Source organism: Magnetospirillum gryphiswaldense MSR-1 v2, assembly GCF_000513295.1.
Classification (GTDB): Bacteria; Pseudomonadota; Alphaproteobacteria; order Rhodospirillales; family Magnetospirillaceae; genus Magnetospirillum; species Magnetospirillum gryphiswaldense.
In genome coordinates, this window is record NC_023065.1 from 3306152 (window position 1) to 3320023 (window position 13872).

At 65.3% G+C, this 13872-nt stretch carries 14 protein-coding genes; 5 read left to right on the forward strand and 9 right to left on the reverse strand.

Annotation, left to right across the window (positions count from 1 at the left end; all coding sequences use genetic code 11):
• Positions 1 to 6: 6 nt before the first annotated feature.
• The 5 genes from cobJ to MGMSRV2_RS15915 form a co-directional block, all read right to left on the reverse strand.
• Positions 7 to 1791, reverse strand: coding sequence for a precorrin-3B C(17)-methyltransferase (gene cobJ / locus MGMSRV2_RS15895; RefSeq protein ID WP_024081380.1), 1785 nt, complete (start codon positions 1789 to 1791; stop codon positions 7 to 9).
• Positions 1788 to 2468 carry a precorrin-2 C(20)-methyltransferase gene (cobI, locus tag MGMSRV2_RS15900; RefSeq protein WP_024081381.1) on the reverse strand — a complete coding sequence of 227 codons (681 nt, stop codon included), beginning with the start codon at positions 2466 to 2468 and terminating at the stop codon, positions 1788 to 1790. Before cobI ends, cobJ begins: the two co-directional genes overlap by 4 nt.
• The gene (locus tag MGMSRV2_RS15905) at positions 2465 to 3643 is read right to left on the reverse strand and encodes a bifunctional cobalt-precorrin-7 (C(5))-methyltransferase/cobalt-precorrin-6B (C(15))-methyltransferase (protein ID WP_024081382.1); all 1179 of its coding nucleotides are present in this window, start codon (positions 3641 to 3643) and stop codon (positions 2465 to 2467) included. Before MGMSRV2_RS15905 ends, cobI begins: the two co-directional genes overlap by 4 nt.
• On the reverse strand, positions 3640 to 4260 hold the full coding sequence (locus MGMSRV2_RS21740) for a precorrin-8X methylmutase (RefSeq protein ID WP_084028307.1): 621 nt from the start codon (positions 4258 to 4260) through the stop codon (positions 3640 to 3642). The genes MGMSRV2_RS15905 and MGMSRV2_RS21740 overlap by 4 nt, the downstream gene beginning before the upstream one ends.
• Before the next feature lie 903 nt (positions 4261 to 5163).
• Entirely contained in the window at positions 5164 to 6156 is a 993-nt protein-coding gene (locus MGMSRV2_RS15915; RefSeq protein WP_024081384.1) for a sirohydrochlorin chelatase, read from the reverse strand.
• Positions 6157 to 6286: 130 nt separating this feature from the next.
• On the opposite strand from MGMSRV2_RS15915, the gene cbiB reads away from it, so the two are divergent.
• Positions 6287 to 7282, forward strand: a complete 996-nt coding sequence (cbiB, locus tag MGMSRV2_RS15920) for an adenosylcobinamide-phosphate synthase CbiB (protein WP_041634671.1) — start codon at positions 6287 to 6289, stop codon at positions 7280 to 7282.
• Here cbiB and MGMSRV2_RS15925 read toward each other — a convergent pair.
• Genes MGMSRV2_RS15925 through cobO form a run of 3 tightly spaced genes read right to left on the reverse strand, consistent with a single transcriptional unit; the run spans position 7254 to position 10015 of the window.
• Complete coding sequence (locus tag MGMSRV2_RS15925) at positions 7254 to 8738, reverse strand: cobyric acid synthase (protein ID WP_041633682.1); 1485 nt, start codon at positions 8736 to 8738, stop codon at positions 7254 to 7256. The two genes, cbiB and MGMSRV2_RS15925, sit on opposite strands and share 29 nt — an antisense overlap.
• Positions 8722 to 9390 (reverse strand): lipid-binding SYLF domain-containing protein, encoded by a 669-nt coding sequence (locus MGMSRV2_RS15930; RefSeq protein ID WP_041634673.1) that lies wholly within the window; start codon positions 9388 to 9390, stop codon positions 8722 to 8724. Before MGMSRV2_RS15930 ends, MGMSRV2_RS15925 begins: the two co-directional genes overlap by 17 nt.
• Positions 9391 to 9406: 16 nt before the next feature.
• Complete coding sequence (gene cobO, locus MGMSRV2_RS15935; RefSeq protein WP_024081388.1) at positions 9407 to 10015, reverse strand: cob(I)yrinic acid a,c-diamide adenosyltransferase; 609 nt, start codon at positions 10013 to 10015, stop codon at positions 9407 to 9409.
• 105 nt (positions 10016 to 10120) lie between these two features.
• On the opposite strand from cobO, the gene MGMSRV2_RS15940 reads away from it, so the two are divergent.
• A complete protein-coding gene (locus MGMSRV2_RS15940) occupies positions 10121 to 10315 on the forward strand; it encodes a hypothetical protein (RefSeq protein WP_024081389.1) in 195 nt (64 codons plus the stop codon).
• On the opposite strand, the gene gluQRS is transcribed toward MGMSRV2_RS15940, so the two are convergent.
• Positions 10296 to 11156: a tRNA glutamyl-Q(34) synthetase GluQRS gene (gene gluQRS, locus MGMSRV2_RS15945; RefSeq protein ID WP_041634675.1), complete on the reverse strand. Its 861-nt coding sequence runs from the start codon at positions 11154 to 11156 to the stop codon at positions 10296 to 10298. The genes MGMSRV2_RS15940 and gluQRS overlap by 20 nt on opposite strands.
• A gap of 54 nt (positions 11157 to 11210) precedes the next feature.
• On the opposite strand from gluQRS, the gene MGMSRV2_RS15950 reads away from it, so the two are divergent.
• The 3 genes from MGMSRV2_RS15950 to MGMSRV2_RS15960 all read left to right on the forward strand — a co-directional run bounded on the left by MGMSRV2_RS15950 (position 11211) and on the right by MGMSRV2_RS15960 (position 13847).
• Positions 11211 to 11873, forward strand: coding sequence for an alpha/beta hydrolase (locus tag MGMSRV2_RS15950; RefSeq protein WP_024081391.1), 663 nt, complete (start codon positions 11211 to 11213; stop codon positions 11871 to 11873).
• Between the two features lie 70 nt (positions 11874 to 11943).
• The gene (locus tag MGMSRV2_RS15955; RefSeq protein ID WP_024081392.1) at positions 11944 to 12516 is read left to right on the forward strand and encodes an HNH endonuclease; all 573 of its coding nucleotides are present in this window, start codon (positions 11944 to 11946) and stop codon (positions 12514 to 12516) included.
• 59 nt (positions 12517 to 12575) lie between these two features.
• Complete coding sequence (locus tag MGMSRV2_RS15960; protein WP_024081393.1) at positions 12576 to 13847, forward strand: AmpG family muropeptide MFS transporter; 1272 nt, start codon at positions 12576 to 12578, stop codon at positions 13845 to 13847.
• Positions 13848 to 13872: the final 25 nt, after the last annotated feature.

Consider the following 13872-nt stretch of genomic DNA (forward strand, 5'->3'; position numbering starts at 1 on the left):
TTCACCTCACAGCTTCTTGGCATAGCCGCGCGGGGTATAGACCCAATCGCGGCCATTGAAGGCGATGCGCCGGCTTTCGCTGGAGCCGACCACCACCATGGTCAACATATCGGCATCGTCGGCGGTCAAATCACCCAGGGCGATGATGCGCATGTGTTCTTCCGGGCGGCCCAATTGCCGGGCCAGGATCACCGGGGTTTCAGCCGGTCGACCGGTCAGCAGGATGTCGCGGGCCCGCGTCAACTGATCGCGGCGTCGTTTCGATACCGGATTATAGAAGCAGACGACGAAATCGGCCTCGGCGGCGGCGTGCAGACGCTTTTCGATGGTCTCCCACGGCGTCAGCAGATCGGACAGCGAGATGGTACAGAAATCGTGGTTGACCGGGGCGCCGGCCCGCGCCGCCGCCGCCTGCAAGGCGGAGACGCCAGGGATGACCAGGATGTCGGTGCCACGCCACACTGGGTTGGCCTCACGCTCGATCAGCTCGAACACCAAGGTGGCCAGGGCATAGATGCCGGCATCGCCGGAACAGACCAGCGCCACCGATTTACCCTGACCGGCCAGATCCAGGGCCATGCGGGCACGGTCGGCCTCGGCCCCCAGGTCGCTTTGATGGCGGGTCTTGCCGGCGGCAGCCTCGCCCAGCAGGTCGAGGTACAGACCATAACCGACCAGATCGCTGGCGGCGGCGATGGCGGCGCTGGCTTGCGGCGTCCGCCATTGCGCCGTGCCGGGGCCGATGCCGACCACGAACAACCGGCCCGGCGCACGGCCGATGCGGGCGGGGTCGATGGCATGCGGCGCCCGGGCGATGGCCAGGGTCGCCCGCTTGCTTTTGGTCTTGGGCACCACCAACTCGGCCTCGGGTCCAGCGGCGGCCAAAGCCGCGCCCTCGGCGACACCGGGGCAGCCGATTTCCTTCAATACGATATCGGAAGGATTTTTCAGGCGCGGCGCTTCCTCGTTCAGGCGGGCGGCGGTGAAGAAGCGGGCGGGCACGCCCAGGGATCGCGCCAAATCCAACACCGCGCGCTCGTCGATTTTCAGGTCGACCGAGGCGATGCAGGCGATGGCACCCGGGGCCAGGGCCTCGGCCTCCAGGGTGTCGCGCACCAGAGCGGCCAGTTCCGCCGGGTCGCAATCACGCTCGCAGCCCACACCCAGGGCCAGAACCGGCGGGTTGAGCAGCAATTCCCGGTCTTCCGCCATCACCGCATGATCGGTGACCCGCACCGACGGTTCGGCATCCTCGGCGAAGGACAGATGCGACAGCCAATCGGCGTCGCCGGCTTCCACTTCCAGCCGCACCGGCTTGCCCGCCAGCAGCGCCGCGGCCACCGGCTTGGCGGCGGCGGGATTGGCCACGTGCCAGCCCGGCGGCGGCTCATCCAAGGCCACACCCAGTTTCAGGTCGCCGGCGGTGGTGATGGCGGCGTGACCGCCCAGCATCTCGGCCAAACGCCGGGCCAGTTCGTTGGCGCCATGATGGCCACCCAGCAAGGGCACGGCGCTGGAACCGTCGGGGGCGACGGCGACCACCGCCGGTTCCGCCTGTTTGTCGATCAGATGCGGGCCGATGGCCCGGATCAGGATGCCGGCGGCACAGACACCGATGATGGTGTGGCCGTCCTTGAACAATTGGCCGATATGGGCCTTGGTGTCGCTGAACACGACCGGGGCGTCGTCGATACGCCCGCTCAAGCCGTGCAATTCGGCCTCGGGCAGCAGGCGGATGATTGTGCGGGCGGTGGCCAGGGCCGCGGGGGTGACGCAGAGGACAGCGATCATTTATGCACCAATATCAACGAGAAATAGGAAAGCGAACTGATTTCGGCCAAGGGCAGGATGCGCTGGTCGGCCAGGGTGGCCCGTTCCACCGCCACCGCGCCGTCCAGCAGCCCCATATCCGCGAGCAAGGCTTTGACCCGGGACAGATGACGGCCCACCTTCATGATCACCGCCGAATCGGCGGGCTCCAGCATGGCCCGAATCTGCTCGTCGTTGCGGGTGGCGGGGATGATGGCCACCGCGTCGTCCAGCAGCGACAACGGCTTGACCGCCATGGCGGCGGCGGCCATGGGCGAGGAGATGCCGGGCACCACCTGGACCGGAAAACGCTGGCGCAGACGGTCGAGCACATAGATGAACGAGCCGAAGAACAATGGGTCGCCCTCGCACAACACGCCGACGTCGCGGCCCGCATCCAGATGCCCGGCTATCGTTTCGGCTGCGTTTCCATAGGCCTGATCGGTATCGTCGCGCTCGGGCCGAAACGACAGCCGGATGGGGATTTCGATCTTGCCGGCAGGGATATGGGGGCTGGCGATGGTGCGCGCCATGCCGTCGCCGTCCAGCGGCGCCGGCCACGCCAGCACCGGCAAGGCGCCCAGCAGGCGAATGGCCTTGACGGTCAGCAAGTCCGGGTCGCCGGGGCCGATGCCGATGCCCCACAGGGTGCCGCTCATGCCTTGACCCCCTTGTACTGGGTCACCGGCATGGCCGCATGCCAAGTGTGGAAGCCGCCGACCGGGGCTAATCGCGCCACCGACAGCCGGGTCATGGCGCCGCCGTGGCGGGCGTGAAAAGCCAGCAACGCCGCCTCACCCTCGGCGGTGACGGCGTTGACCACCAGCCGTCCGCCTGGGCGCAGCGCCGCCCAACAGGCGTCGAGCAGGCCAGGGGCGGAGACACCGCCGCCGACGAAGATGGCATCGGGGTCGCTATAGGGCAGGGCATCGGGGGCATGGCCGCGCACCACTTTCAGGCCGGGCACGCCCAGTCGCGCGGCGTTGACGGCGATGAAGCCGGCCCGTCCCGCATGGGATTCGATGGCGGTGGCCATACCGCCGGCCCGCATCCACTCGATGGCGATGGAGCCGCAGCCGGCACCCACATCCCAAAGCATCTCACCCGGCAGCGGCGCCAAGGTGGACAGGGTCAGCGCCCGGATTTCCCGCTTGGTCAACTGGCCGTCATGGGTGAAGGCATCGTCGGGCAGGCCGGGGATTGTGGACAGGATTTGGGCGCCCGCTTCCGCCCGGCAGGTGATGGCGATGATGTTGAGGTCCGCCGCCTCGCCCACCCAAGTGCCAGCGCTGGCCCGGCGGATGTTCTGGCGTGGCCCGCCCAGATGTTCCAGCACCACCATGTCCGACGGGCCGAAACCGGCTTTTTCCAGCAAACGCGCCACCGCCGCCGGACTTTGGCCGTCTTCGGACAGCACCAGCAGCTTGCGCCCCGGCGCCAGATGCAGGTGCAAGGCCTCCAGCGGACGGCCATGCACGGTCAGGGTCAGGCAATCCTGCAACGGCCAGCCCAAGGCGGCGGCAGCCAGGGAAAAGGCGCCGGGATGGGGCAGCACCAGCAGCTCGTCATCAGGGAACCAGCGGGCAAGGGTGGCGCCGATGCCGTAATGCATGGGATCGCCCGAGGCGAGGACGACGACGTTTTTATGACGCAACGAACTCAGCAGATCCTTGCCCTCGGCAAACGGGCTGGGCCACGGGCGTTTGTCGGCGGCTTCCACCATGGCCAGATGACGCTCGCCGCCGACGATCACCTCGGCGCCCGCGATCAGGGCGCGGGCGGCGGCGCTGATGCCGTCCAGCCCATCCTCGCCGATACCGATGACGCTGATCATGCCAAGCCTCCGGCCAAGGCGTTGACGGCGGCGGCGGCCATGGCCGAGCCGCCGCGACGTCCGCGCAAGGCGATAAACGGCAGGCCCGACTGGATCAGCGCTTCCTTGCTTTCGGCGGCACCGACGAAGCCGACGGCGAAACCCAGCACCAGGGCCGGGCGCGGCGCCCCTTGCTCGATCAGTTCGAGCAGGCGGAACAAGGCGGTCGGCGCGTTGCCGATGGCGATGACGGCGCCGTCCAGATGCGGCAGCCACAAATCCACCGCCATGGCCGAGCGGGTGGTGCCCAGCGCCTTGGCGGTGGCCGGCACCGCGGGGTCGTTTAGGGTGCAGATCACCGTGTTGGCCTTGGGCAGGCGGCGGCGAATGATGCCGTGCGACACCATTTCGGCGTCCACCAGGATGGGCGCACCCTTGGCCAGGGCCTGGGTACCGGCGGTACCGGCGCCGGCGGAAAAGGCCAGATCGGCGACGATATCGGTCATGCCGCAGGCATGGACGATGCGGATGGCGATGTCGCGCAAATCAGCGGGCAGACTGTCCAGATCGGCTTCACCGGCGATGGTGGCGAACGACCGGCGATAGATTTCGTCCGGGTCCTTGATCCAGTCGTGGATGTCGATTTTCTGCGGATCGGTGGCCCCCAAGATCCAGCCTTCCTCTGTTTCGATAATCAAACGTTCCTCTGGGCTCAGACGATCATCGCCACCGAACAAGGCGGCCAGCCGACCGTCCTGGTCGAGATGGGCGAAGTGGCGGGCCAGGGCGATCACCTGGGCCTGATCCTTGACCTGACCAGGGGCAACTTTGGCCGGCAGCAGCGACGGATAAACTTCCGCCATCAGGATGCGCCAATCGGAATTTTTGGCCACGGCCTTCAAGCCGGTCTCGAACGGCCAGACGCGGGTGATATCGGCCAGCCAGGGATGGCGGCGCAACTGTTCCAGCCGGGCCATGCCGGTCAGCGACTGACCGCCGACATTGCCGTTGTAAAACAGCTGCCACACCGATTTTGTCGCCGGCAGGCGCTGTTCTGCCAGCCGCCGTTCCGGCAGGCCTTTGAAATCGCCCTTGGTGGTGGTCAGATGCGGACCGGCGGCACTGGCCGGACAGCCCCAGAACGGCCCGGGTACATCGCCCAGGCTTTGGTTCAGGTGAGCGGCGGCGGCAAAGCGGCTGTTGCCATTGTCGGCGCGGTCGTCCACCAGCGGCATCAGCCGTCGCCACAGATCGCGCCAGTTTTTCAGGCCCAATGCCTTATGCGACCCACGCGGCAAACCCAGGGCGAAGTCGAATCCGGCCAAGACGTGCAGCCCGCGCGCCGCCAGATCCGATAGGATGTCGGCCAGCAAGATGATCGCAGCGTCACGGGTGGCCGGGTTTTCCAGCCGTTCGGGCTTGCCGCTTTCCAGGACAATGATCCAGATGCTGTCGGCCCCGGTCTTGGGGCGTGATTCCGCGCTCCAATCGACCATGACATAGGCGTCGAAGACCGGGGCTTCGGTCAGCATGACAATGCCTCAGTGGTCGTGATCGTGGTCGTGCGGATGCGGGTGGGCATGGTGATCATGATCATGGTGGTGATGGTCATGGTGGTGCCCGTGATGATGCCCATGACTATGATCGTGATCATCATCGGTGCCGATGCCGCGCACATGGTGGTGATGACCGGCCTGGACGGCGCCGACTTGGCCCTCATAGCCCACCACCTGGGTGCGGTACTTGCACAGGGTGCAGTTCATGTGGGTCTGGCCGGCCAGGATTTCCTCGACCCGTTCGACGAAGCTGTCGATGACCAGCGGGTGGTCGTTGAGGTAAGGCGCCTTGACGATCTGCACGCCTGGATTGGCCGCCTGGGCCTCGTCCGCCCATTGATAGATGCGCTTGACCAGGATGCCGGTGAACAGGAAATAGGGGAAGACGACGATGCGGGCATAGCCCAGCTTGCCCACCCGTTCCAACGCCTGGTTGACCAACGGAAAAGCGACGCCGGAAAAGGCGATTTCGGCCCAGCCGAAGCCCATGCCTTCCCACAACATGCGCGCCACCTTGGCGATGTTGGAATTGGCGTCGGGGTCGTTGGTGCCGCGCCCGACCACCAACAGCAGGGTGTCCTTGCGCTCGACCTCGCCAGGGGCGGCGGCCAGCGCTTCCTCGATACGGGCGGCGGCGGCGGCCAGCATCTTGGGGTCGATGGCCAGTTCGCGCCCGAACTGGACCTGAAGCCCCGGATTGTCGGCGGCGAAGGAATTGATTTCCCACGGCAGGTCGTTTTTGACATGGCCGGCGGCGAACAGCATGCCGGGCACCGCCAGGACATGGTTGACGCCCTGGGCCTTCAAGGCCTCAAGGCCGTCCTTGATGATCGGGCGGGCGAATTCCAGATAGCCGGATTCCACCGGATATTGCGGCAGGCGCTGGCGCAAATGGTGGGCGAGGGAATCGAATTCCCGGGTGGCTTCCACGTCGCGGCTGCCATGGCCGCAAATCATCACACCGATTTTGTCACTCATCGCTTGGTCCTTGCCTTCGAGCGTTTATCCCTTTGGTCCGGCTGGTCCGTGCCTCCGGCCGGGCGAGGCGGACTATAGGCACAACGCTGACGATTTGTAAGTGTTTCATGACTTCGCTATGGTGCGGGCCATGCTGCCGCTCTTTACTCAATTCGGCCACGCCCCCGACGGCCTGTTCCTGCTGTTTCTGGCTTTGGGGCTGGATGCCGTGCTGGGCGAGATGTCCTGGCTGTTCCGCCTGATCCCGCATCCGGTGGTGCTGATCGGTCGCGCCATCGCTGCTTTGGACCGCCGGCTGAACAAGCCCGAACGCAGCGCGGCGGAACGGAAAGTGCGCGGGATTGTCATGGTCGTCGGGCTGGTCGGCATATCAGCACTGATCGGTGCGGTGATTTCCTTCGTCGCCCGTGCCATCCCCCATGCCTGGGTGATCGAGGTGTTGGTGGTCGCCACATTGCTGGCTCAGCGCGGTCTGTTCGAGCATGTGGACGACGTCGCCCGCGCCCTTCAACATAAAGGCCTGGAGGCCGGGCGCTATGCTGTCTCGCGCATCGTCGGGCGCGATCCGCAAAGCCTGGACGAACACGGAGTGTGCCGCGCCGCCATCGAATCGCTGGCGGAAAACTTTTCCGACGCGGTGGTCGCCCCGGTGTTCTGGTACGTGCTGTTCGGCCTGCCCGGCATCCTGGTCTACAAGACCGTCAATACCCTGGACAGCATGGTCGGCTACCGAAACGAAAAATACCGGGCCTTCGGCTGGGCCTCGGCCCGGCTGGACGATGTCCTTAATCTGATCCCGGCGCGGCTGGCCGGGTTGATCATCGCCCTCGCCGCCCTGGTGGCGGCGCGCGGCAATCCGTTTCGCGCCATCACCACCATGATCCGCGATGCCCGCCACCACAAATCACCCAATTCCGGCTGGCCCGAGGCGGCCATGGCCGGCGCCCTCGGTCTGGCCCTGGGCGGACCGCGCAAATATCCCGGCCTGGTGGTGGATGAAAAATGGATTGGCAAAGGCCGGGCGCGGGCCACCTTCGCCGATATCGACCGGGCGCTGCACCTGTTCTCTGCCGCCTGCCTGATGGATGCCGGTCTGGTTATCCTGGTGTGGTGGCTGCAAGTCTGAGTAACTGGTCCAAATCCATATGGGTGGCCAAGTGATCAGCCAGCTTATCCAGCACCGCGTCCACCTGGGCGTCGTAGGCGATGCCGTCACCACGTCCGGGACGTAAGCGCGCCAGGAAGGCAGAGCGGAACGCATCGGACGCGAACAATCCATGCAGATAACAGCCCATGACCCGACCATCGGCGCTGATGGCGCCATCGGGCTGGCCGGCCAAGGTCAGTAACGGGCGGGCGCAATCAGTGCCCATAGTCCGGCCCATATGCATTTCATAACCGCGTACCGGCACGCCGTGGACATCATGACCCTCGATCAGGGTCAATATCTTGTCGCCGGCCATTTCGGTGTCCACCGCCAGCCAACCCAGGCCCTCGGCCCGCCCCCCGGCTGTGCCTTCCACCCCCAACGGGTCGCTGACCGAGCGCCCCAGCATCTGGAAGCCGGCGCAGATGCCCAATACCCGACCGCCACGGCGGATATGGGCGTGGACATCCACATCCCAGCCCTGGGCGCGGAGGAAATCCAGATCGCCGATGGTGGATTTCGAGCCGGGCAGAATGATCAGATCGGCATCACCGGGCAGGGCTTGGCCAGGGGGGATGAAGCGCAAATCCACATCGGCCTCGGCGGCCAGCGGGTCGAAATCGTCGAAATTGGCGATGCGCGGCAATTGCGGAAGGACGATCTTGATCGCACCCTCTTTATTATGGTTACGCAACGAGGCTGAATCTTCCGGCGGCAACAGCCCGGCCTCGGCGAAGAACGGCACCACGCCCAGGCAGGGCAAGCCGGTCTGGTCACGGATGAAGTCGATGGCCGGGGTGAACAAGGACGCATCACCGCGGAACTTGTTGATGACATAACCCTTGAGGCGGGCGCGTTCCGGCGCCGGCAGGATAGTCCAGGTGCCGACGATGCTGGCGATGACACCGCCGCGATCGATATCGGCGACCAGAATGACGGGCACGTCGGCCGCTTCGGCGAAGCCCATATTGGCGATGTCGGCGGCGCGCAGATTGACTTCCGCCGCGCTGCCGGCGCCTTCCACCAGCACCATGTCGGCGCTATCCCCGATGATGGCAAAGCTTTCCAGCACCTTGGGCAGCAGGCTGGGCTTGAGGCGATAATAATCGCGCGCGCCGGCAGTGGTCAGCACCTGACCTTGCACCACCACCTGGGCGCCGGTCTCGCTTTGCGGCTTCAGCAGCACCGGATTCATGTGGCGGCTGGGCGGGATTCCGCAGGCGCGGGCCTGCAAGGCCTGGGCGCGCCCGATCTCGCCGCCATCGGCGGTGACGGCGGCGTTGTTGGACATGTTCTGCGGCTTGAACGGACGGATCTTCAGCCCGCGCAAGGTGAACGCACGGGCCAGCCCGGCGACCATCAGCGACTTGCCGACATCCGAGCCGGTACCCTGGAACATCAGGGCGGCGAAGGGGCGATCAGCGGCCAAGGACATCACGCAGACGAGCGGCTTGGGGACTGTCGAGGCGACGGTTGATGACGATATCCTCGGGCGTCGGATTGCCGCCGTAATAGGCAGCATTCCACGAATGTCGGGGCAAAATGCCCGATCCTTCCAGACTGGCGCCGCCATAGGCGCCCATGGCCTTGTTGAAGGCGTAGATATCGGCACCGGTATTGCTGGTGGTGGAAGCTTCCGCCCCCGCCCCCACATGGGCGACGGCGATGCCGGCATCGGCGCCGGCCTTGAAGCGGTTTTCCATGATCGCACGCAAGCCAGAATCGCTCATGATGACGAAAATGGCCTCGGCGTCCTGCACCCCCACCTGTAAGCCGACCGAACCCGAGGCGACCGAATAGAAGGCCGGTCCCGACCACTGGCCGGATGAATCGCGGGTCAGCAGCACCCCGGTTCCCCATTCCGCCCCCCAAATGAAACCGCCCTTGACCAGATCGGGGACGATGAGCACGGCCCGCGCCCGGCTGAGGCGGTTTTCCAGGTCGCGTTGCAGGCCAGTGTCGCGGCGCAGGCGCTCGACCGTGTTGGCGGCCTTGGCCACCAGCATGGTCTGATCGGTGACGACATCGGCCCCAGCCGGCACGGCGGTCAACAGCACGACCAGCATGACGATCAGACGCGACAGCATGACCATCCTCCCTCTTTCAGAACTCGACCCCAGGTTGGGCCTTGATGCCCGAGCGGAACGGGTGCTTGACCAGGGTCATCTCGGTGACCAGATCGGCGACCTCGATCACCGGCGCCAAGGCGTTGCGCCCGGTCATCACCACGTGCTGGCCCTCGGGCCTTGCCGCGATGGCGGCCAGGACCGGATCAAGGGCCAAATAATCATAGCGCAGGGCGATGTTGATCTCGTCCAGAATGACCATGCGGATGCTGTCGTCTTCCAGCATTGCGCGGGCCACCTCCCAGGCACGACCGGCGGCGGCGATATCGCGCTCGCGGTCCTGGGTTTCCCAGGTGAAGCCCTCGCCCATGGCCTTGAAGGTGACCAGATCGGGAAAACCTTCCAGCACCCGGCGTTCGGCGGTGTCCCAGGCACCCTTGATGAACTGGACGATACCGACCTTGAAGCCGTGGCCGACGCAGCGGATGGCCATGCCGAAAGCGGCACTGGACTTGCCCTTGCCGGCGCCGGTATGGACGATCAGCAAGCCTTTCTCGCCCTGCTTCTTCGCCATCAGCTTGTCGCGGCTGGCCTTTTTCTTGGCCATCTTGTCTTTGTGGCGCTGGGTCGGGTCTTCCTCGGTCATGACTGCATCCTGAAAAACGGGGTCGCCATGCTGACGCAAGCGGTTGGGCTGATGCAAGGGGGCGTCTTTTATTGTAGACTTGCTGCATATAAGGGGAGGCAAAAAATGAACGCCAAACGTCTGCTTTTCATTTCGTCCATCTTCACCGTCATCGTCGGCATCGCCGTCATGGCCACCTTGGGCGTCATCGCCAAGGTGCCCAGCACCGAATATTGGATCGTCGTCCTGGGCGCCGTCCTGGCCGGGGCCACCTGGCTGGGCCTGATCACCACCCTTCACTTCACGTCGCAAGCGGAATGAATCCGGCCAGGGCCTGCACCTGTATGGGCGTGTGGCCGCTTTGGCGTAGGCTGGCGATGGTCAGCGCCTTGTCGCGCTTGGCATAGCGGCGGCCCTCGGCATCGGTCAGCAAGGCATGGTGGCGGTAATCGGGCACCGGCAGGGCCAGCAGCGCCTGCAACAAACGGTGCACATGGCTGGCCTCGAACAGATCATTGCCGCGCGTCACCAGGGTAATGCCTTGAAGGGCATCGTCCCACACCACCGCCAGATGATAGCTGGTGGGGGTGTCCTTGCGGGCCAGCACCACGTCGCCAAAGATTTCCGGTCGCGCGATCTGCACACCGGCATCCAGGTCGCGCCACATCAGCGGCCCGGCCTGGGCGACGGCCTCCCGCATATCCAGGCGCAAGGCATAAGGCTGGCCGCTGTCCAGGCGGTGTTGCCGTTCGCCGGGATCAAGACCACGGCAGGTGCCCGGATAGAGCACGCCGTCGGGGCCGTGCGGAGCATGGCCGGAACGGGCGATTTCCGCCGCGATCTCCTTGCGGGTGCAAAAGCACGGATAAAGCAGGCCGCGACCCTGCAGGTGATCCAGAGCCGACCGGTAATCGTCCAGGTGCTCTGATTGCGTGCGCACGGGGCCATCCCAGTGCAGACCCAGCCAAGCCAAGTCGTCAAGGATGGCGGCGGCGAATTCCGGCCGGCAGCGGACGGTGTCGATATCTTCCAGCCGCAACAGAAAGCGCCCGCCCGCCGTCCACACCTGATGTTGGGCGAACAAGGCGGAGAAAGCATGGCCCAGATGCAGGTATCCCGTCGGGCTGGGGGCGAAGCGGGTGATCACGGAGGCTTGGTTCATGGCCCCGATCATACCATAATCGACGCTTCCGCCACTGCCTGCCAAGGACGCATCATGACCCTGAACGCCCATGTCGCCCCGCCCGCCTCGGGCGGAATTGCCCGCCAAGTGGTTATCCTGCTGCACGGGGTGGGGGCGGACGGCGCCGATCTGTTCGGTCTGGTGCCCTATGTGGCGCCCATGCTGCCGGACGCGGTGTTCATCTCCCCCGATGCTCCCTTCGCCTATGACATGGCCCCGTTCGGGCGGCAATGGTTTTCATTACAGGATCGATCCGGTCCGGCCCTGGCGGCGGGTATCCGCGCCACCGCGCCGCTGCTCGACGCTTTCATCGACGCCAAACTGGCGGAATACGGCCTGGACGACAGCGATCTGGCCCTGATCGGTTTCAGCCAGGGCACCATGATGGCGCTGCATGTGGCGCCGCGCCGGGCCAAGACCTGCGCCGGTATCGTCGGCTTTTCCGGTGCCGTGGTCGCGGGCGAAACCCTGGCCGATGAAGTGCTGTCGCGTCCGCGCGTGCTGCTGGTCCATGGCGATGCCGACCCGGTGGTCAACCCGGCCAGTCTGGCCACGGCGGAACGGACCTTGGCGGCGGTGGGCATTCCGGTACTGACCGAATTGCGTCCTGACCTCGATCACTCCATCGACGGCCCCGGCCTGGCCCTGGCCACCGCCTTCCTGCGTCAGGCTTTTGGCTTGCCATTGCCCCAATAGTTTCACCGATCAGTCATCAGGACGGGGATGGATTTGACCGGCTAAAACCTCTATCTTGTGGCAGCTGCCGATGGAGGTGCTATTGAGTGTAGGCTCAGGCTATCCCGTCTTGGTGCTGAACGCGGATTTCCGCCCGCTCAGCTATTTTCCGCTGTCCCTGTGGTCATGGCAGGAGGCAGTAAAGGCCGTTGTCTCCGATCGCGTCAACGTGGTGTCGGAATACGAACGCGAAATCCGCTCGCCATCGTCGCGCATGCGCCTGCCCAGCGTGATTTCGCTGAAGGAATACGTGCCGGCCCCCAACCGCCCGGCCTTCACCCGCTTCAACGTTTTCTTGCGCGATCACTTCACCTGCCAGTATTGCGGCCAGGATTTCGCCACCCACGATCTGACCTTCGACCATGTCATCCCGCGCGCCTTGGGCGGACGCACCACTTGGGGCAACGTGGTCGCCGCCTGTTCGCCCTGCAATGTCAAAAAGGGGCACAAACTGGTGGCCCAGGCCGGCATGCGCCTGCTGAACTGGCCGAAAGAGCCCAGAAATTTCCAACTACAGGAGAATGGGCGCAGCTTTCCCCCCAATTTCCTGCATCAATCCTGGGGTGATTTCCTGTATTGGGATACGGAACTGGATCAGTTTTAGCGCGGCTTTAACTCTTGGCCGGACAATGCTGGCCTTCCTCTGTCTGGTCGGAACGCATCATGGATAAATTGGCCAAGGCGCTGGCGGTCTATGGCGACCGCCGCATCCTGACCGTATTGCTGCTGGGTTTCTCCAGCGGCCTGCCCTTGGCCCTGACCGGCTCGACCCTGGCCCTGTGGCTGACCGAGGCCAAGGTGTCGCTGGCCACCATCGGTTATTTCGCGCTGGTGGGCACCCCTTATATCTTCAAATTCGCCTGGGCGCCGTTGATCGACCACGTGCGCCTGCCGCTCTTGACCCGTCTGTTCGGGCGGCGCCGCGCCTGGATGCTGGCGACCCAGACCTTGCTGATCGCCGCCTTGCTGGGCCTGGGTTTCAACGACCCGGCGGCACGACCGGAACTGACGGCGCTGCTGGCGGTGGTGGTGGCATTCTGTTCGGCCAGCCAGGACATCGTCATCGACGCCTATCGCGTCGAAATCCTGGATGCCGAACAATATGGCGCCGGTGCCGCGGCGGTGCAGGCGGGATACCGCATCGCCATGCTGACCACCGGGGCCGGGGCCTTGTATCTGGCCCAGTTCAGCGGCTCGTGGAGCCTGACCTACGCGGTGATGGCGGCCCTGGTGCTGGTGGGCATGGCGACGGTGCTGGCCAATGCCGAGCCGGTGGCCGACCTGCCGCCGCCGCCGCCCGGGGTGACCGGCTGGCTCAGGCACGCGGTGGCCGATCCGTTCATGGACATGGCCCGGCGCCAGGGCTGGATGATCCTGGGCGTGCTGGCCTTCATCCTGCTGTACAAGCTGGGCGACGCCTTCGCCGGAGTGATGGCCAATCCGTTCTATGTACGCATGGGCTTTTCCAAGAACGAGATCGCCTCCGTCTCCAAGGTGTTCGGCTTCACCGCCACCTTGGCCGGCACCTTCGTCGGCGGCGTGCTGGTGGCCCGCTTCGGCCTGTTCAAAAGCCTGTTGCTGTGCGGCGTGTTGCAAATGGGCTCGAACCTGATGTTCGCCTGGCAGGCGGTGATGGGGCACGATATCCTGGCCCTGACCCTGACCATCGCGGTGGAGAACTTCACCGGCGGCTTGGGCTCGGCCGCTTTCGTCGCTTATATGTCGGGCCTGTGCAGCCTCAGTTATACCGGCACCCAATACGCGCTCTTGTCGTCGCTGGCGGCGGTGGGCCGCACCCTGATCGCCTCGACCACCGGTTTGCTGGCGGAGCGGCTGGGCTGGGTCGATTTCTTCCTGCTGTCCACCCTGGTCGCCGTGCCGGGTTTGCTGTTGTTGCTGTGGATGATGCGAAAGGCCCGGGTTGAACCCGGCTGAACTTGGGTTCATCCTGGAACAAAGC

What these genes read in the sequence shown, in the direction of transcription:
- MGMSRV2_RS15955 (WP_024081392.1), top strand. Translation starts at nt 11,944, where the DNA reads ATGGAGGTGCTATTGAGTGTAGGCTCAGGCTATCCCGTCTTGGTGCTG.
- MGMSRV2_RS15950 (WP_024081391.1), top strand. Translation starts at nt 11,211, where the DNA reads ATGACCCTGAACGCCCATGTCGCCCCGCCCGCCTCGGGCGGAATTGCC.
- MGMSRV2_RS15940 (WP_024081389.1), top strand. Translation starts at nt 10,121, where the DNA reads ATGAACGCCAAACGTCTGCTTTTCATTTCGTCCATCTTCACCGTCATC.
- MGMSRV2_RS15960 (WP_024081393.1), top strand. Translation starts at nt 12,576, where the DNA reads ATGGATAAATTGGCCAAGGCGCTGGCGGTCTATGGCGACCGCCGCATC.
- cobJ (WP_024081380.1), bottom strand. Translation starts at nt 1,791, where the DNA reads ATGATCGCTGTCCTCTGCGTCACCCCCGCGGCCCTGGCCACCGCCCGC.
- cobO (WP_024081388.1), bottom strand. Translation starts at nt 10,015, where the DNA reads ATGACCGAGGAAGACCCGACCCAGCGCCACAAAGACAAGATGGCCAAG.
- cbiB (WP_041634671.1), top strand. Translation starts at nt 6,287, where the DNA reads ATGCTGCCGCTCTTTACTCAATTCGGCCACGCCCCCGACGGCCTGTTC.
- cobI (WP_024081381.1), bottom strand. Translation starts at nt 2,468, where the DNA reads ATGAGCGGCACCCTGTGGGGCATCGGCATCGGCCCCGGCGACCCGGAC.
- MGMSRV2_RS15905 (WP_024081382.1), bottom strand. Translation starts at nt 3,643, where the DNA reads ATGATCAGCGTCATCGGTATCGGCGAGGATGGGCTGGACGGCATCAGC.
- MGMSRV2_RS15930 (WP_041634673.1), bottom strand. Translation starts at nt 9,390, where the DNA reads ATGCTGTCGCGTCTGATCGTCATGCTGGTCGTGCTGTTGACCGCCGTG.
- MGMSRV2_RS15915 (WP_024081384.1), bottom strand. Translation starts at nt 6,156, where the DNA reads ATGAGTGACAAAATCGGTGTGATGATTTGCGGCCATGGCAGCCGCGAC.
- gluQRS (WP_041634675.1), bottom strand. Translation starts at nt 11,156, where the DNA reads ATGAACCAAGCCTCCGTGATCACCCGCTTCGCCCCCAGCCCGACGGGA.
- MGMSRV2_RS15925 (WP_041633682.1), bottom strand. Translation starts at nt 8,738, where the DNA reads ATGTCCTTGGCCGCTGATCGCCCCTTCGCCGCCCTGATGTTCCAGGGT.